The sequence below is a fragment of the Nonomuraea rubra genome (assembly GCF_014207985.1).
GTDB lineage: Bacteria > Actinomycetota > Actinomycetes > Streptosporangiales > Streptosporangiaceae > Nonomuraea > Nonomuraea rubra.
The window spans coordinates 3,432,360-3,451,437 of the sequence record NZ_JACHMI010000001.1 but is presented as its reverse complement, the minus strand read 5'-3'; the positions used below and the strand labels follow the sequence as shown (position 1 = coordinate 3,451,437).

Genomic DNA, 19,078 nt, shown 5'->3' with positions numbered 1-19,078 from the left:
ATGATCGGAAACGCCCACGCGGCCACCCGCCGCCCGGTGCGCGGCGGCCCCGGCCAGTCCCCGCCCGCCCCTCCCCCGCGAGCCGCGGTCAAGGTCGAGGTCGAGGTCGAGGTCGAGGTCGAGGTCGTCTCCTCCTGAGCGAGCCGGATCATGGCACCGTCACGGGGTCGGACAGGTACAGCCCGCGCAGCCGTACGGCGTCCAGCAGCTCGGTGGGCTCGTCCAGCCGGATCTCCCCCAGCCGCAGCCCCACCACCCGCCGGGTCCACTCCAGCGCCAGCTCGATCTGGTGCAGCGTGCACACCATGGTCAGCCCGTCCTCCCTGCACACGCGCACCAGCAGGTCCATCACGGACGCGGCGGTCTCGGGGTCGAGCGAGGCCACGGGCTCGTCGGCGAGCATCAGCTCGGGTCGCTGCAGCAGCGCCCGCGCGATGGCGACGCGCTGCTGCTGCCCGCCGGACAGGCTCCCGGCCCGCTGGTAGGCCCGGTCCGCCAGGCCCACCCGGTCCAGGTGCTCGAACGCCTCGGCGCGTACGGACCTGGGCCAGGTCACGATGCCGTACCGGGGGCCGCGGACCCGGCCGAGCGCCCCGTGCAGCACGTTCTCCATCACCGTCAGCCGTCCGACGAGGTTGAACTGCTGGAAGACCACGCCGACCCGCCGCCGCAGCGCCCGCAGCTCGGCGCCCTTGACGGTCGCGACGTCGGCGCCGAGCACGCGGACCTGGCCCGCGTCCGGCCGGGTCAGCCCGTTGAGGTGCCGCAGCAGCGTGGACTTGCCGGACCCGGACGGCCCGAGCAGGGCGACGATCTCCCCGCGGGCCACGGTCAGGTCGATCCCGGCGCACGCGGTGACGTCGCCGAAGGACTTGACCAGCCCCTTCGTCTCCACGACCGGTGCCGTCATGCCTTGGAGCACTTCTCGTTCTTCGTGGCGGCGCACACCTCGCGTACGGGGTCGAAGGTCGCGTCGGTGACGGCCTGCCAGCTCCAGATGGAGTTGTCGTTGGTCACCGCGCAGGCGTCCACCGACGCGCAGATGCCGAGCTGCACCATGCGGTCCTTGTTCGCATCCTCGGTGTAGGTCTGCTGGAGCTTGGTCCTGAGGTCGGCGGGCAGGTCGTCGCGCATGGCGACCGGCGACATGGGGATGGGCTCCGACCTCCACACGATCTTCACGTCGCCGGCCTTGAGCTTGCCCTTGCCGATGAGGATGTGGTCCACCATGCCGCTCTCGGAGAAGCCGGCCTCGCACTTGCCCGAGGCGACCGACAGCACGGAGTTGTCGTGCCCGCCCGCCATGACGGGCCGCACCCCGGTCTTGGGATCGATGCCGGCGCTCAGCAGGCCCTGGCTCGGGAAGAGGTAGCCGGAGGTGGAGCCGGGGTCGACGAAGCAGACCTTGGCGCCCTTGAACCCGTCGATGCCGGTGATCGTGCTGCCGGCGGGGACGATGCCGTAGCTCTGGTACGTGGGCTTGCCGCCCTTCTCGACCATGGACGCGATCGGCGTGATCTTCGCGCCGTTGCTCCTGGCGAGCACGTACGACAGCGGCCCGAACTCCGCCAGGTCGATCTTGCCGGACACCATGCCCTCGATGACGGCGTTGTAGTCGGTGGAGCGGACGAACTCCACCTTCCTGCCGGTGTTCTTCTCGATGAGCGCGATGATGTCCTTGTACTCGGCGGTGGGGTCGATGTTCTGCTCGGTCGGCACGGCGGCGAAGCGCAGCACGTCGCCGTCGCCCGCGCTGCTGCCGCTGGCGGAGGAGCAGCCCGCCGCCGCGAGCGCGCCGATCATGGCCAGGGCGGTCAGAGTACGTTTCACAGTCGGTTCTCCGAGCTTTTCGCAGGTAGCACGTCTGGCCGGCCACGGTCGTCGCCGACAATGAGGAGCAGGCCAGTCGTGCCTGACCCTGCACGAACCGGGGGGTTAACTCCGGGCGAACCCACCCGCCCGTAACGTTCCGGCCGGTGCACCTTCACCGTGCGGCCACCGTCCGGTCACGGGAGGGAGGTCATCATGCGTGCACCAAACCCGCTAAAAGGGGATAAATCATGCTTTCTCGGGATGAGCTGCACGACCTCTTCGACGCCCTCGCCGGCGTGCCGTACGGCGGCGAGGTCGTCGACCAGCGCACCCACGCCCTCCAGGCCGCCGCCCACGCCGTCGCGGCGGGCGCGGACGACGAGCTGGTCCTGGCCGCCGCCTTCCACGACGTGGGCCGCGCCCGCGAGGTCGCCACCCGCTACCGCGGCATGCCCCACGAGCAGGCCGGCGCCGCCTTCGCCCGCGACCACCTCACCGAGCGCTCGGCCTGGGCCATCGAGCGGCACGTGGCCGCCAAGCGCTACCTCGTCGCCGTGGACCCCGCCTACCACGACACGCTGAGCCCGGTCTCGGTGCGCTCGCTGCGCGTCCAGGGCGGCCCGATGTCCCCGGAGGAGGTGGCCGCCTTCGAGGCCCACGCGTGGGCGCCCGACGCGGTCGCCCTGCGCCGCTGGGACGACGCCGCCAAGGACCCCGAGGGCCCGGTGCTGGCCATGGACGACCTGGTGGCGGCGTACGAGCGGGTGATGAGCTAGGACGAGCGGGGACGCCAGTCACCGCGGTCGAGGTCGAGGTCCTCCGGCGTGTGCAGCCTCACCATGGTCCTGGCCACCCCGGCCGGCACCCGGTGCGGCGTCAGGAAGGACACCGCCACCATCACCGTGAACGCGATCGGCACCGTCCACGCCGCCGGCTGGGCCAGCAGCGCCCCCGCCAGCCCCCGCTGCGGCCCCGCCACGATCGTGACGAGCACGGCGGCGCAGGCCAGCCCCCCTCCCACGAACAGCCCCGCCAGCGCCCCCGTCGTGGACAGCCGCCGCCACCAGATGCCCAGCACCAGCAGCGGGCAGAACGACGAGGCCGCCACCGCGAACGCCAGCCCCACCACGTCCGCCACCGGCAGCGCCCGCGCCCACAGCGCCAGGGCCAGCGGCACCGCCACCGCCATCAGCGTGGCGATCCTGAACGAGCGCACCGAGCCCTTGAGCAGGTCCTGGGCGATCACCCCCGCCACGGACACGGTCAGGCCCGAGGAGGTGGACAGGAACGCGGCGAACGCGCCCGCGGTGACCAGCGCCGTCAGCAGGTCGCCGAGGGTGCCGCCGATCATGCGGGACGGCAGGGTCAGCACGACGGTGTCCGTGCGGACGAGCTCGGGCGTGTACATCCGGCCCAGCCACCCGTACACGGCGGGCAGCAGGTAGAACGCCCCGAGCAGCGACAGCACCACCAGCGTCGTACGGCGGGCGGCCCGCCCGTCGGGGTTGGTGTAGAAGCGGACGAGCACGTGCGGCAGCCCCATCGTGCCCAGGAACGTGGCCAGGATCAGCGAGTACGTCGAGTACAGCCCGTACTCCTTGCCCCCGGCCAGCGGCACCTGCCAGGTGGCCGCGTCCGCCGCGCCGACGTTGGGCGCCCCGTCGGCCTGCCAGGCCATCAGCAGGAACACCAGCGGCACCGCCAGCGCCGTCAGCTTGAGCCAGTACTGGAACGCCTGCACGAACGTGATCGACCGCATCCCGCCCGACAGCACGTTCACCGCCACGACGACCGCGACCAGCAGGCCGCCCACCCACACGGGCGCGCCGGTGATCGTGCGCAGCACCAGGCCCGCGCTCTGGAACTGCGGCATGAGGTAGAGCCAGCCGATCAGCACGACCAGCACGCTCGCGGTGCGCCGCACGGTCATCGACTCCAGCCTGGCCTCGGCGAAGTCGGGCAGCGTGTACGCCCCCGACCGGCGCAGCGGCGCCGAGACCAGCACCAGCAGCACCAGGTACCCGCCGGTCCAGCCCACGGGCAGCCACAACATGTCCACGCCGAAGGACAGGATCAGCCCGGCGACGCCGAGGAAGGAGGCCGCCGACAGGTACTCGCCGCCGATGGCCGAGGCGTTCCAGAGCGGGCTGACCGTGCGGGAGGCCACGTAGAAGTCGGACGTGGTCCGCGAGAACCTGATCCCGAACGCCCCGATGAGCACGGCCGCGACCACCACGACCAGCACAGCCGCCAGGCTCATGCGACCGGCCCCGCGTCACGCCGTGCCCGGTGCCCGCTCACCGGCGCTCGACCAGCTCGGCGAAGTGCCGCTCGTTGCGCTCGGCCTGGCGGACGTAGAGCCAGGCGCCGATGACGAAGGCCGGGTAGATGAGGCCGGCGAGCACCGCCCACGGGAGCGGCACGCCGAGCAGGTGCACCTCGCGCAGCTCGGGGATGAGCAGGAACAGCAGCGGCAGCCCGCCCACCACGCACGCCAGCACCGTGCAGACGAACAGGGCCAGCCTGAACTGGGTGCGCAGCAGGGAGTGCATGTAGACCTCGCCGAGCCGGGTCTGCTCGTCGATCTCCCGGGTCGCGGGGTAGCGGGGGCGCCGGGCGGCGGCGGTGCGCGGGCTGGTGACGGCGACGCGGCGGGGATGGGGCGAGCGTCGCGCCGGACGCGGCTGCTCGGCGCTCATTCCTGCCTGCCCTTCCTGGCCCGCCGCACCAGCAGGTCGCGCAGCTCGCGCGTGTGCCGCCGGCTGACCGGGATCTCGGTGTCCCCCACCCGGACGCTGCACTTGCCCGAGTCGATGTGCAGCTCCTCGATGTGCTTGACCGCCACCAGGTGGCTGCGGTGCACCCGGACGAACCCCGCCGACGCCCACCGCTCCTCCAGCGTGGCCAGCGGAATGCGCACCAGGTGGCTGCCCGCGGCCGTGTGCAGGCGCGCGTAGTCGCCGTGCGCCTCCACGTACATGACGTCGGCGCTGGAGACGAAGCGGGTCACCCCGCCCAGCTCGACCGGGATCGTGTCGCTCTCACCGCCCTCCGCCGGCACGTCGGCGGAGACCGCCACCCGCCTGATCGCCTCCGCCAGCCGCTCGGGGCGGACGGGCTTGAGCAGGTAGTCCTCGGCCTTGATCTCGAACGCGTCCACCGCGTGCTCCTCGTACGCGGTCACGAACACCACCCTCGGCGGGTTCGCGAACTGCGACAGCAGCCGCCCGAGCACCACGCCGTCCAGCCCGCGCATCCTGATGTCGAGGAACACGGCGTCGATCGGCCGCCCGTCGGCGATGGCGCGGTCGAGCAGCCGCAGCGCCGCCGCGCCGTCCCTGGCGGTGACCACCTCGCCGATGCGGGGATCGGCGCGCAGCAGGTACGACAGGTCTTCGAGGGCGGGCAGCTCGTCATCTACCGCGAGTACCCGGAGTTGTGCCATAGACAGTGATAAAACCGACAACAAAGATCGAGGTCAACGGGCGGAGACGCCTGGGTGATATTTCGGCAATCTGATGTTGACCTTGGTGCCCGCGCCGCTGGCCGTTTCGACGACCAGACCGTACTCGTCGCCGTACACCTGGCGCAGCCGCTCGTCCACGTTCGCCAGCCCGACGCCGCCCGCGGGAGTGATCTCACCTGCGAGGATCCGGCGCAGCCTGTCGGGGTCCATGCCGAGGCCGTCGTCCTCGACGCTGATGCGGCACTCGGCGCCGGCGTCCTCGGCGATGATCGTGATGCGGCCGACGCCGTCCTTGCTCTCCAGGCCGTGCCGCACGGCGTTCTCCACCAGCGGCTGCAGGCACAGGAACGGCACCGCCACCGGCAGCACCTCGGGCGCGATGCGCAGCGTCACCTGGAGCTGGTCGCCGAACCTGGCCCGCTCCAGGATCAGGTAGCGGTCGATGGAGCGCAGTTCCTCGGCCAGCGTGGTGAACTCGCCGTGCCGCCGGAAGGAGTAGCGGGTGAAGTCGGCGAACTCCAGCAGCAGCTCCCTGGCCCGCTCGGGGTCGGTGCGCACGAACGAGGCGATGGTGGTGAGCGAGTTGTAGATGAAGTGCGGGGAGATCTGCGCGCGCAGCGCCCGCACCTCCGCCTCCATGAGCAGCGTGCGCGAGCGGTCCAGCTCGGCCAGCTCCAGCTGCGAGTCCACCCATCCGGCCACCTCCTGCGCGGCCCTGACCAGCCCCGCCGAGGCGTTCTGCCCGTAGGCGGCCAGCGCGCCCACGACGCGGTCGTCGGTGGTCAGCGGCACCACGACGGCGTGCCTGATGGGGCATTCGAGCAGGTCGCAGTCGATGGTCAGCACCTGCGTGCGGCCGTCCTTCAGGGTGGCCGCCGCGTGCTCGAACGCCTGCTCGGCGTGATGGTCGTCGCCCTCGCCGTCGTACACGAGCAGCCGCTCGACGTCGGTGATCGCCAGCGCGGCCGACCCGAGCAGCGCGCGCAGGTGCCGCGAGGCGCGCTCGGCGCCGTCGGCGGTCAGCCCGGCCCGCAGCGGCGGCCCGGCGAGCGAGGCGGTGTGCAGGGTCTCGAACGTGGCCCGCTCCGCCGGGCTGGTGCCCAGCTCGCGGCGGCCCCGCATGACCCGCCACAACACGATCGAGGGCACGCCGACGAGCACCGCGACGACGGCCACGCCGACCAGGTACTCCACGCGGCCAGAGCCTAGCCGGTCAGCGGGCCTTGGCGATGAGGTCGGCGTACGACTGGGCCTCCTCGGCGGAGTCGTACGTCGTGCGCGGCCAGAAGAAGCCGCGCAGCCCGTCCTTCTTGTTGCGCGGCACGACGTGCACGTGCAGGTGGGCGACGCTCTGGCTGATGCGGTTGTTCATGGCCACGAACGTGCCGCCCGCCTGCAGCCCCTGCTCCACCGCCCGCGCCATGGCCTGCACCCGCTCGAAGAACGGCCCGACGTCGCCGAGGTCGCCCAGCGTCTCCACGTGCAGCCGGGGCACGACCAGCACGTGCCCCTTGAAGACGGGCCGGGTGTCGAGGAAGGAGACCGCCACCTCGTCGGCGCCCACCACGTAGGCGGGCCGCTCCCCGGCGATGATCTCGCAGAACAGGTCGGTGCTCACCGCCCGACCCTATCCGCGAACGCCGTCCAGCTCGTCATGTTGGGCGCCGACCACTCCTGCGGGGCGTGCAGGAAGTGCTCGCCCACGCGCGCGCGCAGCCGCTCCGGCACCTCCTCGACCTTGGCGCCCCGGCAGTGGTAGACCAGCCCGCCCCCGCGCTGCCCCATGGCCATCCACGGCAGCCACGGCGACACCCGGCACCAGGAGAACACGCACGGCACGTCCGCCATCCCCGACTCCACGTCGGCCGCCGAGGCGAAGAACTGGAACAGCTCCAGCGCGCGGTAGGTGTCGGAGGCCGAGTTGTCGGGGAAGTCGGCCACCTTGAGCGGCGACGGGTAGGCCAGCCGCACGTCCACGTTGTAGACGACCTGGCCGCCGAGCCGCGTCTCGGGCACCGGGTACGCGCCAAGCCGCTGGTTCACCGGGTCGTTGAAGACGTGCTGCACCTCGACCTCGTGCCCGGTGAACGGGTTCGGCCAGGAGTCGAGCACCTGCCTGCTCCCCGGGTCCAGGTAGAGAGCGGCCTCCCTGGTCAGGAGCTGCCAGCCGCCGTCGGCCTCGACGGCCCTGGCCACGTTCAGCCCCTCGAACCCGAACAGGTGGTGCGGGCCGTCGTCGTCCTGCCAGCCGTAGACGTCGCCCGTCCAGTACGAGATCGTCTCCGCGCCGTCGGACGAGGCGCGCACCCGGAGGAAGTCCATGATCGGCAGCCTAACGCGGCACCACCGTCACGGCGAAGATCGCTTCTCCGGACTGCTGTTTGCTCTCCTCCGTGGAGGGTGTTCCGGCCTGACCGCATCGCCAGCAGTCGAACAGCTTGATCTCGGTGGTGCCCGGCTGCTTGCCGTTGAAGACGAAGTAGGCGGTGCGGCCCGACCCCGGGCCCTCGCCCTGGCTCTCGTGCTCCTCGCTGATGAACGAGGCCACCTTCGCGTCGGGCAGCTCCACCAGCTCCCAGCTGTCGCCGACCGAGGGGTTGTCGGTGACGGCCAGCGAGAACCGCTGCCCGGCGCGCACCTCGACCTGCACGGTCGCGCCCTTGGAGCCCTTGACCACCTTGCCGTAGTCGCTCACCGCCGACCCGCCACCGCACCCTGCCAGCAGGAAGGCGAGCAGGGCTGCGGCTGATGTCGTCCGGCGTATCACTCCGGCAGGTTATCGGGCTCGGGCGGATCCCTGGGCACCGCGTACGGCTCCCGCCCCGCCGGCTGCCCCTCGGCGATCCTGCGCTGCCTGACCAGCTCGGCGTCCAGCTCGGCACCGAGCAGCAGCACCATGTTCGACAGCCACAACCAGACGAGGAACACCACGACCGCCGCGAGCGTCCCGTACGTCCGGTCGTAGGAGGCGAAGAAGGCCGCGTACAGGGCGAAGCCGCCCGACACGACCACCCACAGCACCACCGCCAGCAGCCCGCCGGGCGTGAGCCAGCGCACGCCCGGCTGCCGGACGTTCGGCGCCGCCCAGTACAGCACCATGATCATGCCTGCGGCGATCAGGGCGAGCACCGGCCACTTGACCACGTTCCACGCGGTCACCATCGCGTCGTCCATGCTCAGCGCCGCGCCCACGGCCTCGGCCAGCTTCCCCGTCAGCGTGACGGCGACGGCCCCCGCCGCGAGCAGCACGGTGGTCAGGATCGTCAGGGCGAGCCTGAGCGGGGTGATCTTCCAGAACGGGCGGCCCTCCTCGATGTCGTAGATCACGTTGCCGGCCCTGATGAAGGCGCCGATGTAGCCCGAGGCGGACCACAGGGCGATCAGCAGCCCGGCCGCGGCCACGACGCTCGCCGCGTGGTCCGTGCCCTGGACCGCCCGCACGCCCTGGTCGATCACGCTGCGCACCTCGGCGGGCGCCACCGCCAGCAGGCTGCCCACGACCGCGGCCGCGTCCTGCCTGCCCAGCAGGCGGAACAGGGACACCAGCACGATCAGCGCGGGGAAGATGGACAGCACGGCGTAGTACGTCAGCCCCGCCGCGAGGTCCTGGAGACGATCGTTGCGGAATTCCGCGATCGTCCGCCGTAACACGTGCCACCACGCCCCGCGCGGCAGGTCGGCCGGATGGTCGGGGACAGCCTGGGGGGACGGCATGCGCTACCTGGCCGCCCTGCGGCGCCTCATCATGCGGCGCAGCACGAACGCGATCACCGCGCCGATGGCCGCGATCAGCACCACGGGCCGCTTCTTCGCCTCGGCGGCGGCGTCCCTGACCTGGTCGGGTGTGTGGTCGCGGACCTTGCCCGCCACCTCGGAGGCCTTGTCCCTGACGGTCCCGGCCGCGTCGGCGGCGCGGTCCCTGGCCGCCTCGGCCGCGTGCCCGGCCCGGTCCTTCGCCACTTCCGCGGCGTGCCCGGCCCGGTCCTTGGCCACCTCGGCGGCGTGCCCCGCCCGGCTCTTCACGTCGGCCTTGGCGGCGAGCCGGCTGACGGTCTCGCCCATCTCTCTCCGGGTTTCCTCGATGTTCTTGCGCACGTCGTCCTCGTCCTCCTCGTCGTCCTCCCCGCGCGAGCCGCTTGCCCTGCGCGCCCCGCTTGCCCCGCGGGCCCCGCGCAAGGACTCCTCCTCGGTCCGGAGATGCTCGGCCGCCTCCGACCGCTCGTCCTGGATGGGGGCCTCGGGGATGAAGGTCTCGTGCTCCTGCCGGGCCGCCTCGGCCGCTCGCGCGTTCTCGGCCGCGCCGGGCCTGGTGGGAGGGACGTTGATGGATTCGCGCTCCGTCGGCGTGCCCACGGTCTGCCTGCGGGCGCCGACGTTACCGGCGTGCTGTTCGCTGTATCCGGGGTCGGTCTCGCTCATCGCCGTGCCCTCTCCTTGACCATGTCGATGTCGGCCTTGACGCTCGCGATGGTCTCCTCGGGGACCGGCGGCGTGGCCCGTTTGACCTCGTTCTTGCCGAACAGCCCGAGCAGGGCGGAGACGATGAACAGCACTCCCGCGACGATGGCGGCGGCCGCCCACCCGGGCAGGACCAGCGCGAGGAGCATGACGACGGCGGCCACCAGCGCCGCACCGCCGAAGAACGCGGCCATCCCGGCCGCGCCGAACAGGCCCGCGCCGAACCCGGCGCGCTTGCCCTTCTCCGTGAGCTCCATCCTGGCCAGGCGAAGCTCATCCTTCACGAGCCTGGAGACCTGCTCGGAGAGGTCGTTGACCAGTCTGTGGGTGTCGTTCACGACGTTCGCCTCCTCTGCTGAGGAAGGCGACTACCCAGACAAATGGCCTTCTATCACGAGCAAAAGGCGCTCAGCGGCGCTTCTTCGCCGCCGTCTTCAGCAGGAAGCCGAGCACGGAAACCACCGGGTCCTTCTGGACCTCGCACCAGTTGTCGGGCTGCTTCGGCTTGCTCCACGGGGAGGGGAGCTCGCACGAGGGAGCCTGCGGCTTCGGCCGCTCACACCACGATCCTGGACGCTCCATACTTCGATCCTACGTCCTCGAACCCCGGCCTGGCAGCTCCATCCATCCCTTCGGCACCCAGACCTGCCCTGCAGCCGTCCTCAGGCAGCGGATTGGCAGAGGAGATGCGTCAGGGCGGCCACCGCCCGGTAGGGGTCGGTACGTCCCGCCCGCTCCTCGGCCGCCAGCAGCTCGTCGAGATCGCCGGGAACGGGCGTGCCGTCGGCCACCACGTCCGTGAACACCCGCACGCCGTACCACTGCCGCACCTCCAGCCCCAGGACGGCCAGCCGCCTCGTCAGCTCGGCGAGCCGATCCGCCCTGGCCGTGACCCCGACCCTGTTGGGGTAGAACACCTCGTCGAAGGCCCGCGACGCCCCCGCCCAGTCACCCAGCAGCCCCGGCCGCATGGCCAGCGCGTCACCGTTGCGCACCAGCAGCGACAGCACCCCACCGGGCGCCAGCATCGCCGCCAGACCGGCGAGGAGCGGATCGGGGTCGTCGAAGTACATCAGCACGCCGTGGCAGAGGACCGCGTCGAAACCTCCCGGCTCGAACAGCTCGCCCAGCCGCTCGGCCTCGGCCTGCACGGTCCTGACGCGCATGCCCGGCTGGATCCCCGCCTCCAGGATCCCGAGCAGCTCGCGGGAGGCGTCGAGCGCGGTCACGTGGTGACCCCTGGCCGCCATCCTGAGAGCCTGCGTGCCCTGCCCGGAACCGACGTCGAGGATGCGGCAGGGGGTGGCCGGGAGGTGCGGGAGGAGCTGACGGGTGACGAGCTCCTGACGTACGACGTCGCGCAACGTGCCGAGCCCTTCCCGCCACCTGCCCTCAGCCCCCGAGAAGCTCATGCTCACGACCCTAACCGGCGGTTGTCCACAGCTCCCGGGCGGCCTGCCCCGATCTTCCGCCGGTCCGGGTAACCTGCCGGGGTGCTGGTACACGGGGTTTGGACGACGGACGGGCTCGCCTTCTGGGCCGAGTCCACCCCCGCCGACCCCACCGCCTCAGGACGTACGCGCCCCGCCGGGGCACCACGCCCCCACCCCTTCGCCGCCCCCGCCCCCGCCATCGCCGCCGCCCTCGGCTTCGACACCCCACCGACGGCCGAGGCGGACGCTCCGCCGCCCACGGCCGGGCACACCGCCAAGCCGCGCCCGCCCCAGGGCGCTGCCGAGCCGCGCGTGCTGGAGTTGCTCCTGCCCGGCTCGGCGCAGGAGCCGCTGCCCTCTCCCGAGACCGGGCGCATGGCCGAGGTCGCGCGGCCCCGGCTGCGGCTGTGGCAGGTGCCGGCCGTCGTCCCGCGCGCCGCCGACGCCCTGCGGGTCCTCACCGAGCACACCGGCACCACCACCGGCACCACCACCGCCACCGCACGCCACTGGGCCGCCGTCGCCGCCTTCGCCCACGACCTCGTACGCCGAGGCCGCGTGATCCCGCAGCTCGTCCCGCTCCCCGCCGCGGACCACGAGCGTGCCGCGAGCGACCCGGACGACGCCGCCACGGCCATGTGGGCGACCCCTGAGGCCAACGCCAGGGCCGTGTGGCGGCCGGTCCTGACGGGGGCCGATGCCGCCTACTTCCGTGACCTGGCCCTGGCGATGCCGCCCGCCTGCCGTACGTCCTCGGTCGAACGCCACTCCGCGGACGTCCAGCACGAGGCCCTGGAGGCGTTCACCGACGCCGTCGTCCGGCGCACGCTCACCGGCCCCCTGCTCTCCAGACCGCCCAGGACCCTCCAGGAGCGCTGGCTGGCCGCGCTCACCGGCGACGGCGCGGCCTGCCCCGACGTGCCGGAGCTCCGCCGCGAGCTGGAGAGGTGGCACGAGGCGGTGACCACGTCCGAGGGCGCGACCCGGGTGTGCTTCCGCCTGGTGGAGCCGCCCGACGGGCCCCCCGGCACCAGCGGGGCCGGCGAGTGGCGGGTGGAGCTGGCGTTGCAGGCCGCTGACGACCCCAGCCTCTACGTCCCGGCCGCGCAGGTCTGGGGCGGGGTGACAGGGCTGCCGGGCAAGCCGGAGCGGGAGCTGCTCACCGGCCTCGGGCGGGCGGTGCGGCTGTACCCGGAGCTGGACCGGGCGCTGCGCGTGCCGGAGCCGGGCGAGCTGGCGCTGGACACGGCGGGCGCGTTCGGGTTCCTGCGGCAGGCCGCGCCGCTGCTGCAGGCGGCCGGGTTCGGGGTGCAGCTGCCGCGCTGGGCGGGCCGTACGCGGCTGGGCCTGAAGCTGACCACCCGCACCAGGAAGCAGCAGTCGGCGGCGGCGGGCCAGGGCTTCGGCATGCGGGAGCTGGTCGACTTCCGGGTGGACCTGGCGGTGGGCGGCGAGGCGATCAGCGAGGCGGAGCTGGCCGAGCTGGCCAGGCTCAAGGTGCCGCTGGTCAGGGTGCGCGGCCAGTGGGTGGAGCTGGACGACAGGCAGCTCAAGGCGGCGCTCAGGGCGGTGGAGGGCAGCCGCACGGGCGAGGCCGAGGCCGCCGAGATCCTGCGGCAGGTGGTGCGGAGCGACGACGAGGAGCTGCCGCTGCTGGAGATCGACGCCGACGGGGTGCTGGGCGACCTGCTGTCCGGGCAGGCCGAGCGGCGGCTCACCCCGCTGGCCACCCCGCCGGGCCTGGACGCCACGCTCCGGCCGTACCAGGAGCGGGGGCTGGCGTGGCTGAGCTTCCTGTCGGAGCTCGGGCTGGGCGGGGTTCTGGCCGACGACATGGGGCTGGGCAAGACGATCACCACGCTGGCCCTCCTCGTGCACGAGCGCGTCACAGCCCCGCCGGCCGCCCACGACCACGCCGCGGCTCCGACGCTGCTGGTGTGCCCGATGTCGCTGATCGGCAACTGGCAGCGCGAGGCCGCCAGGTTCGCGCCGGGGCTGCGGGTGTACGTGCACCACGGCAGCGGCCGCGACGCGGCGGGGATCGCGGACGCCGACCTGGTGATCACCACCTACGGCACCGCCCAGCGCGACCTGGAGACGCTCAAGCGGCACGAATGGCGCAGGGTCGTGTGCGACGAGGCCCAGGCGATCAAGAACAGCGGCACGCTGCAGGCCCAGGCGGTGCGGGCCATCCCCACGGGCACCCGGCTGGCGCTGACGGGCACCCCGGTGGAGAACCACCTGGCCGAGCTCTGGTCGATCATGGAGTTCGCCAACCCCGGCCTGCTGGGGCCGCGTTCGCGGTTCAGGACCCGGTTCCAGGAGCCGATCGAGGCCCGCCAGGACGAGCAGGCGGCCACGGCGCTCAAGCGGGCGACGGGCCCGTTCATCCTGCGTCGCCTCAAGACCGACAAGTCGATCATCTCGGACCTGCCGGAGAAGCTGGAGGTCAAGGAGTGGTGCCCGCTCACGACCGAGCAGGCCACGCTCTACCAGGCGGTCGTGGACGACATGCTGGCCAAGATCGACAGCAGTGAGGGCATCGAGCGGCGCGGCCTGGTGCTGTCGGCGATGGCCAAGCTCAAGCAGGTCTGCAACCATCCGGCCCACCTGCTGAAGGACGGGTCCCGCCTGGCCGGCAGGTCCGGCAAGCTGGCCCGGCTGGAGCAGCTGGCGGAGGAGATCCTGGCGGAGGGCGAGAAGGCCCTGCTGTTCACGCAGTACGCCGAGTTCGGCGCCATGTTGCAGCCCTACCTCGCCCAGCGCCTCGACCGCCCGGTGCTCTGGCTGCACGGCGGCCTGCCGAAGAAGACCCGCGACCGCCTGGTGGACCGATTCCAGCACGACCCGGAGCCGACGCTGTTCGTGCTCTCGCTCAAGGCCGCCGGCGTCGGGCTCAACCTGACGGCCGCCAACCACGTCGTCCACGTGGACCGCTGGTGGAACCCTGCCGTCGAGGACCAGGCCACCGACCGCGCGTTCCGGATCGGCCAGCGCAAGAACGTCCAGGTGCGCAAGCTCATCTGCGCCGGCACCCTGGAGGAGCGCGTGGACCAGATGATCGAGCGCAAGAAGGCGCTGGCCGAGCGGGTCGTCGGCACGGGCGAGGACTGGCTGACCGACCTGTCCACCGAGGAGCTGCGCGAGGTGTTCCGGCTCACGGCGGAGGGGGCGGGCTGATGACCCGGGGTGGGATCGACGGACCCGCTCACATCGAGGAGGCGGGCTGATGGCCTGGTTCGAGGCGGGCAAGCCGATCAAGGTCGAGGGCGGCCTCAAGGCCCGGTCGCAGCGCGGCAGCATCGGCTCGGCCTGGTGGTCGCGCCGCTTCATCGACATCCTGGAGCGCATCTGCGACAAGGGCCGCCTCTCGCGTGGCCGGGCCTACGCCCGTAAGGGTCAGGTGCTGTCCATCGACCTGTCCGCCGGCGAGGTCACGGCCGCCGTCCAGGGGTCGCGGCCCGATCCGTACGAGGTCGTGATCAGGATCGAGGCGTACGGCGAGGCCCGCTGGGCCGCCATCGAGGAGTCGATCGCGGCGCAGGCCGTCTACCGGGCCAGGCTGCTGGCGGGCGAGATGCCGACGGAGATCGAGGAGCTGTTCGCCGCGCTGGGCGCCGACCTGTTCCCGCGCGACCTGGACATGGACTGCTCCTGCCCCGACTGGGGGTTCCCCTGCAAGCACCTGTCGGCGGTGCTCTACCTGCTGGCCGAGTCGTTCGACGACGACCCGTTCCTGGTGCTGGCCTGGCGCGGGCGCACCAGGGAGCAGTTGCTCGGCTCGCTGGCCGACGAGCCGGCGGCGGACCCGCTGCGGGTGGCGGACGTGCCGTTCGCGGACCGGCTGGCCGACTTCTACGCGCCGGGCGCCACGGCGCACCGGCCCGAACGCCGTCCCGTCGCCGCCGCCCCCGACCTGCTCCTGCGGATCTTCCCGCCGCCCGCCGGCCTGGAGCGGACGCTCGCCCCGGCGTACCGGGGGCTGGCCGAGGCGTGAGACGTACACCCTCTTCAGGGTCGTGACGCAGGGCGAGTGTTCGATTACTCTGGGTTGAAGAGAGGCTGCGACCTACGGAAGGGGCGAGAACATGGGTTTCTCCTGGATCTGATTCAGCGGTCCTCGAAGGCCGCGGGCACCATGACGCGCACTCCGTTCGGGACCACGCGGAGCCTGATCGGGGTGCGCAGCCGCACCTCGCCGTCCACGTCGGCGGCCATCGGCGGGTCGGTCTCCAGCAGCATCTCCCTGCCCACCACGAACGGCCCGCCCGCCAGGCTGCGCCAGCGGCCCGTGGTCGCCCGCAGCAGGGTCTCGCCGAGCAGGCGAAGCTTCTTGCCGGAGCCGAGCTGGTAGGCCACCAGCATGCCGTTGTCGATGCTGATGTCCCTGGCCACCTGCCAGCCGCCGTGGAAGCGGCCGTTGGCGATGTTGAGCTGGTGGGTGAGCAGCTCGTGCCGCTGCCCCTCCACGGTGATGAAGGCGCGGAACGCCCGGTGGTTCGGCAGGATCGTCAGGGCGGTGAGCGGATAGGCCGGGCGGCCCACGATGCGCTTGAGCCACGGCTTGACCTTGCCGGCCACCTCGACGGAGACGCCGAAGCTGGCCAGGTTCGCGAACGGCCGGTCGTCGGCCATGCCCAGGTCGATGTCGGCCACCTTGCCGGTGGCGAACACCCTGATCGCCCCCGCCAGGTCGAGCGGCAGGCCGAGGCTGCGGGCGAAGTTGTTGGTGGTGCCCAGCGGCAGCACGCCGAGCGCCACGTCGCGGTGGGCGACGTGGCGCACGGCCGTCGACAGGGTGCCGTCGCCACCGCCGACGATGAGCAGGTCGGGGTCGGTGGCCAGGGCGGTGTCGAGCAGGTCGCGCAGCTTCTTGGTGTTGTAGACCGACAGCTCAGCCAGCGGCTCGAAGCCGAGGTTGTGGATCTGCTCGATCACCTCGAAGTAGTGGCGGCGGCCTCGGCGCGAGCGAGTGTTCACCACCACCGCCACCCGGCGATCCCGCCGGATCGCCTCGGTGTGCTCATCTTTGGTGCGCAGTTCGCTCATGGTCATCAATCGTAGGTGCAAAGACTCGCGACCTGAGATCGATCGCTGGACGCGACCGATCATAGGGGGCCACGGGGTTACCGGTGGCCCCCTGAACGATTACTTCTTCGGGGGAACCACGTGAACGATCGCGCCCAGGTTCCCGGGCAGCGGGCTCACGAGCTTGAACTGCACGCCCAGCGCCTTGCCCTCGTCACCGGGGTTGCCGGTGCCGAGCACGGAGCCGGCGGCCACCTGGCCGTACAGCTCGGTGGCGGGGGTGCCGTCCTGGTGCACCACGCGGGTGGTGTACGTCTGGTCGCCCTTCGACGGCACGACCACCGAGGCGTCGGCGTCCCGGAAGTACAGGCCGCCGTCGATCAGCTCGATCCCCGGGTACCAGGTCTTCGCGTCGGTGAAGGTGGAGACGCCCTTCTGCGCGGGGAAGTCCGTGCAGTACTCGCTGAACGGCTCGTCCGCCGCCTCCAGGCACTCCTTGAACGGGTACGTCCTGCCGAACCCGAACGCGGCGTTGGAGGTCTGCACCCGGCCTTGCAGGTTCTTCTGCGGCGTCGGGTCCTTCTCGGCGGCGACGCCGGTCCGGCGCAGCGGCTCGAAGTGGGAGTCGACGACGAGCAGGCTGCCCTTCGGGCCGAGGCTCGGCGGCTGCCTGAGGGTGTCGTTGATGTTGTTGTTGATGAACGTCGAGTCGCGGTACCAGACGAGCAGGCCAGGCGCGTTGTACTTCACCTTCTGCACCTTCCACGCCCCGTCACGGAGGTAGTCGGTGTCGTAGGTGTACTGCAGGCCCTTGTCGAAGCCGTCGAAGTTGCGCCACTCGGCGAGGTAGAAGCGCTCGATCTGGCGCTCGCCGTTGTTGCGGGCCCAGCCGGTGCCGCTGGTGTTGGTGAACGTGCCGTGCACGGGCCTCCAGCCCGTGTCGGTCTCGACGTCGTCGCTCCACACGGCGGTGCCGCCGTTGGTGAGCTCGAAGTCGTCCACGTGCCAGCCGCGCATCTGGTAGGCGGCGTCGGTGTTGTACGCCAGCCGCAGCTTGATCGTCTGCCCGGCGAACGGCGCCAGGTTCACGTAGTCGTGCCGCCAGGCGCCGCCGGTGTCACCGGTGAGGCCGTACTTCTTGTTGCCGAAGGTCTTGAGGTTCTTGTACGGGTCCGGGTAGTCGTCCGGCGTGGTGACCTCGTTGCCGGCCTCGTCGTAGACCTTCTGCTGGGTCCACGTCTCGCCGCCGTCGGTCGAGACCTCGACGAAGCCGAAGTCCCAGTCCTGCTCGATCTCGTAGTTGTTCCACATCCACAGCTTGAGATCGGTGCCGGCGGGGACGGGCAGGTCGCGCTGCAGGCTGAGGTTGGCCCAGTCCTGGTCGAGGCCGCTCCACCAGGCGTTCGAGCCGCTGTGCACGTCGATCATCTTCAGCGGCGTGGAGGCCAGGTTGACCCGGATGCCGTCCTGGGTGAGCTTGGGCGTGCGGGACGTCTGGCCGACGGTGACGAGCCTGGAGGCGTCACCGGGGTTGAACGTCTTCGGGTTCGCCCAGCCGAGCACCCACTTGTCCCACAGACCCATGTGGGTCGGCATGGACTGGAAGATCGGGCCGGAGTGGGAGCCGCTGGACATCAGGTCCCAGAAGTCCACGGCGGAGCTGGCGACGCCCGAGGTGTCGTACAGGTCGGGCAGGCCGAGGTCGTGGCCGTACTCGTGGGCGAAGACGCCGACGCCGGAGTCCTCGGGCTGCACGATGTAGTTGGAGATCTTCTTGTCGGTGCCGGGGATCTTGTAGCCGCCGGCCACCGCGCTGGAGTGGGCCCAGATGGCGTAGGTGCCCTGGGCGCCGCCGTCGGAGGACTTGTCCTTGCCCGCGTGCACGAGCACGAGGTGGTCGATCACGCCGTCGGGCTCGGCGAAGTTGCCGTCACCGTCGGCGTCGGAGATGTCCTCGACGTCGTAGTCGGCCCACGGGAAGTCCGGCTGGGCCTGGGCCAGCGCGTTCACCGTGTCGATCGGGAGCTGCTGGGCGCCGAGCGGGTTGTCGGGGTGGCCGGACATGTCCTGGGGCGGGTTGCCGCAGGCGGCGGCGCCGTACCAGGCCTCGGAGTGCGGGACCTTGATCCAGCCGACGGCCGAGCCGGTGACGGAGTAGGCGCCCTTGGACATCTCCTCGTACATCTTCTTCATCGTGAAGCCGGAGATGTCGATGCCGGGCTTGCCGTCGCGCGGGTCCTTCAGGTCGGGGCGGACGCGCTCGGTGATGCCCTTGTCGGTGTAGAGCATCTTGTTGAAGTGCTCGGTGCTGAAGTCCTTGACCCAGAAGGAGTTGTTGTCCTTGTGCGGCAGCGTGGCCGGGTCCGGGATCTGGTTGTGCAGCGGGCCGTTCAGCAGCGTGCCCGGGGGCTCGACGACGCAGTCGTCCGACCCGCTCTGGGTGCTGCGCAGCCGGTTGAAGCCGGAGAAGTCGTCGTTGGCCTGCTCGTTGAACTCGACCAGGACGGTCAGGAGCTTGGCCGTGCGGGTCTGCTTGGTGTTCTTGAAGATCCATTCAGCGGGGTTTCGGCCCGTCCTCATGGCCTGCTCCTCGCGGGCGGCGAGAATGCGGCCGGTCACCGGGTTGCCGCTGTTGAACTTCCTGTCGAACTTCTGCGCGGGAGTCAGCGAGCGCGACCTCGCGTCCTCGAGCGCCGGCTCCTTCGTGTCCTCGGGGACCGCCGGAGGAGCGTAGTTGATGTAGTAGTCCGAGGCCGTGGGCTGGTAGTTCGCGACGGACGTCGCGGCTGCCGGCGGCGTGGACAGGGCGGCGCCAAGGAGGGCGACCGCCGGGATCGTTGCTAACAGGCGCTTAGAACGTGGCACCAGGAACCCTCTCTGC

20 protein-coding genes are annotated in these 19,078 nt (G+C 71.6%); 4 read left to right on the top strand and 16 right to left on the bottom strand.

Annotation, left to right across the window (positions count from 1 at the left end; genetic code table 11):
- Entirely contained in the window at window positions 1–138 is a 138-nt protein-coding gene (locus tag HD593_RS15705; RefSeq protein WP_185102866.1) for a hypothetical protein, read from the top strand.
- Window positions 139–148: 10 nt separating this feature from the next.
- Here HD593_RS15705 and phnC read toward each other — a convergent pair whose 3' ends face one another.
- Together phnC and HD593_RS15695 are read right to left on the bottom strand one after the other, a co-directional pair.
- Window positions 149–910, bottom strand: a complete 762-nt coding sequence (phnC, locus tag HD593_RS15700; protein ID WP_185102865.1) for a phosphonate ABC transporter ATP-binding protein — start codon at window positions 908–910, stop codon at window positions 149–151.
- The gene (locus HD593_RS15695) at window positions 907–1,830 is read right to left on the bottom strand and encodes a phosphate/phosphite/phosphonate ABC transporter substrate-binding protein (protein ID WP_185102864.1); all 924 of its coding nucleotides are present in this window, start codon (window positions 1,828–1,830) and stop codon (window positions 907–909) included. Before HD593_RS15695 ends, phnC begins: the two co-directional genes overlap by 4 nt.
- Before the next feature lie 230 nt (window positions 1,831–2,060).
- Here HD593_RS15695 and HD593_RS15690 point away from each other — a divergent pair, with 230 nt between their 5' ends.
- Window positions 2,061–2,588: an HD domain-containing protein gene (locus HD593_RS15690; RefSeq protein ID WP_185102863.1), complete on the top strand. Its 528-nt coding sequence runs from the start codon at window positions 2,061–2,063 to the stop codon at window positions 2,586–2,588.
- Here HD593_RS15690 and HD593_RS15685 read toward each other — a convergent pair.
- The 12 genes from HD593_RS15685 to HD593_RS15630 all read right to left on the bottom strand — a co-directional run bounded on the left by HD593_RS15685 (window position 2,585) and on the right by HD593_RS15630 (window position 11,148).
- On the bottom strand, window positions 2,585–4,072 hold the full coding sequence (locus HD593_RS15685) for a sodium/solute symporter (protein ID WP_185102862.1): 1,488 nt from the start codon (window positions 4,070–4,072) through the stop codon (window positions 2,585–2,587). The two genes, HD593_RS15690 and HD593_RS15685, sit on opposite strands and share 4 nt — an antisense overlap.
- A 37-nt stretch (window positions 4,073–4,109) precedes the next feature.
- The gene (locus HD593_RS15680) at window positions 4,110–4,511 is read right to left on the bottom strand and encodes a hypothetical protein (protein ID WP_185102861.1); all 402 of its coding nucleotides are present in this window, start codon (window positions 4,509–4,511) and stop codon (window positions 4,110–4,112) included.
- Window positions 4,508–5,257, bottom strand: coding sequence for a LytR/AlgR family response regulator transcription factor (locus HD593_RS15675; RefSeq protein ID WP_185102860.1), 750 nt, complete (start codon window positions 5,255–5,257; stop codon window positions 4,508–4,510). The genes HD593_RS15680 and HD593_RS15675 overlap by 4 nt, the downstream gene beginning before the upstream one ends.
- A gap of 33 nt (window positions 5,258–5,290) precedes the next feature.
- Entirely contained in the window at window positions 5,291–6,472 is a 1,182-nt protein-coding gene (locus HD593_RS15670; RefSeq protein WP_185102859.1) for a sensor histidine kinase, read from the bottom strand.
- A 19-nt stretch (window positions 6,473–6,491) separates the two neighbouring features.
- Window positions 6,492–6,896 carry an HIT family protein gene (locus tag HD593_RS15665; protein ID WP_185102858.1) on the bottom strand — a complete coding sequence of 135 codons (405 nt, stop codon included), beginning with the start codon at window positions 6,894–6,896 and terminating at the stop codon, window positions 6,492–6,494.
- The gene (locus HD593_RS15660; protein WP_185102857.1) at window positions 6,893–7,600 is read right to left on the bottom strand and encodes a DUF1838 family protein; all 708 of its coding nucleotides are present in this window, start codon (window positions 7,598–7,600) and stop codon (window positions 6,893–6,895) included. Before HD593_RS15660 ends, HD593_RS15665 begins: the two co-directional genes overlap by 4 nt.
- Before the next feature lie 10 nt (window positions 7,601–7,610).
- Window positions 7,611–8,045: a protease inhibitor I42 family protein gene (locus HD593_RS15655; RefSeq protein WP_312903490.1), complete on the bottom strand. Its 435-nt coding sequence runs from the start codon at window positions 8,043–8,045 to the stop codon at window positions 7,611–7,613.
- Window positions 8,042–8,992 (bottom strand): YihY/virulence factor BrkB family protein, encoded by a 951-nt coding sequence (locus HD593_RS15650; RefSeq protein WP_185102856.1) that lies wholly within the window; start codon window positions 8,990–8,992, stop codon window positions 8,042–8,044. The genes HD593_RS15655 and HD593_RS15650 overlap by 4 nt, the downstream gene beginning before the upstream one ends.
- A gap of 3 nt (window positions 8,993–8,995) precedes the next feature.
- Window positions 8,996–9,697: a DUF3618 domain-containing protein gene (locus tag HD593_RS15645; RefSeq protein ID WP_185102855.1), complete on the bottom strand. Its 702-nt coding sequence runs from the start codon at window positions 9,695–9,697 to the stop codon at window positions 8,996–8,998.
- Entirely contained in the window at window positions 9,694–10,074 is a 381-nt protein-coding gene (locus HD593_RS15640) for a phage holin family protein (protein ID WP_185102854.1), read from the bottom strand. The genes HD593_RS15645 and HD593_RS15640 overlap by 4 nt, the downstream gene beginning before the upstream one ends.
- A gap of 70 nt (window positions 10,075–10,144) precedes the next feature.
- Window positions 10,145–10,318, bottom strand: coding sequence for a hypothetical protein (locus HD593_RS15635; RefSeq protein ID WP_185102853.1), 174 nt, complete (start codon window positions 10,316–10,318; stop codon window positions 10,145–10,147).
- Between the two features lie 80 nt (window positions 10,319–10,398).
- A complete protein-coding gene (locus HD593_RS15630) occupies window positions 10,399–11,148 on the bottom strand; it encodes a methyltransferase domain-containing protein (RefSeq protein WP_185102852.1) in 750 nt (249 codons plus the stop codon).
- 81 nt (window positions 11,149–11,229) lie between these two features.
- On the opposite strand from HD593_RS15630, the gene HD593_RS15625 reads away from it, so the two are divergent.
- Window positions 11,230–14,349: a DEAD/DEAH box helicase gene (locus HD593_RS15625; RefSeq protein ID WP_185102851.1), complete on the top strand. Its 3,120-nt coding sequence runs from the start codon at window positions 11,230–11,232 to the stop codon at window positions 14,347–14,349.
- Window positions 14,350–14,398: 49 nt separating this feature from the next.
- Window positions 14,399–15,166, top strand: coding sequence for an SWIM zinc finger family protein (locus tag HD593_RS15620; protein WP_185102850.1), 768 nt, complete (start codon window positions 14,399–14,401; stop codon window positions 15,164–15,166).
- A 113-nt stretch (window positions 15,167–15,279) separates the two neighbouring features.
- On the opposite strand, the gene HD593_RS15615 is transcribed toward HD593_RS15620, so the two are convergent.
- Complete coding sequence (locus HD593_RS15615; protein ID WP_185102849.1) at window positions 15,280–16,218, bottom strand: diacylglycerol/lipid kinase family protein; 939 nt, start codon at window positions 16,216–16,218, stop codon at window positions 15,280–15,282.
- A 99-nt stretch (window positions 16,219–16,317) separates the two neighbouring features.
- Window positions 16,318–19,062, bottom strand: a complete 2,745-nt coding sequence (locus HD593_RS15610; protein WP_312903489.1) for an immune inhibitor A domain-containing protein — start codon at window positions 19,060–19,062, stop codon at window positions 16,318–16,320.
- Between the last annotated feature and the right edge of the window lie 16 nt (window positions 19,063–19,078).

Coding starts and splice junctions, on each gene's coding strand:
- HD593_RS15705 (WP_185102866.1), top strand. CDS start 1: ATGATCGGAAACGCCCACGCGGCCACCCGCCGCCCGGTGCGCGGCGGC.
- phnC (WP_185102865.1), bottom strand. CDS start 910: ATGACGGCACCGGTCGTGGAGACGAAGGGGCTGGTCAAGTCCTTCGGC.
- HD593_RS15690 (WP_185102863.1), top strand. CDS start 2,061: ATGCTTTCTCGGGATGAGCTGCACGACCTCTTCGACGCCCTCGCCGGC.
- HD593_RS15685 (WP_185102862.1), bottom strand. CDS start 4,072: ATGAGCCTGGCGGCTGTGCTGGTCGTGGTGGTCGCGGCCGTGCTCATC.
- HD593_RS15680 (WP_185102861.1), bottom strand. CDS start 4,511: ATGAGCGCCGAGCAGCCGCGTCCGGCGCGACGCTCGCCCCATCCCCGC.
- HD593_RS15675 (WP_185102860.1), bottom strand. CDS start 5,257: ATGGCACAACTCCGGGTACTCGCGGTAGATGACGAGCTGCCCGCCCTC.
- HD593_RS15660 (WP_185102857.1), bottom strand. CDS start 7,600: ATGGACTTCCTCCGGGTGCGCGCCTCGTCCGACGGCGCGGAGACGATC.
- HD593_RS15650 (WP_185102856.1), bottom strand. CDS start 8,992: ATGCCGTCCCCCCAGGCTGTCCCCGACCATCCGGCCGACCTGCCGCGC.
- HD593_RS15645 (WP_185102855.1), bottom strand. CDS start 9,697: ATGAGCGAGACCGACCCCGGATACAGCGAACAGCACGCCGGTAACGTC.
- HD593_RS15635 (WP_185102853.1), bottom strand. CDS start 10,318: ATGGAGCGTCCAGGATCGTGGTGTGAGCGGCCGAAGCCGCAGGCTCCC.
- HD593_RS15630 (WP_185102852.1), bottom strand. CDS start 11,148: ATGAGCTTCTCGGGGGCTGAGGGCAGGTGGCGGGAAGGGCTCGGCACG.
- HD593_RS15620 (WP_185102850.1), top strand. CDS start 14,399: ATGGCCTGGTTCGAGGCGGGCAAGCCGATCAAGGTCGAGGGCGGCCTC.
- HD593_RS15615 (WP_185102849.1), bottom strand. CDS start 16,218: ATGAGCGAACTGCGCACCAAAGATGAGCACACCGAGGCGATCCGGCGG.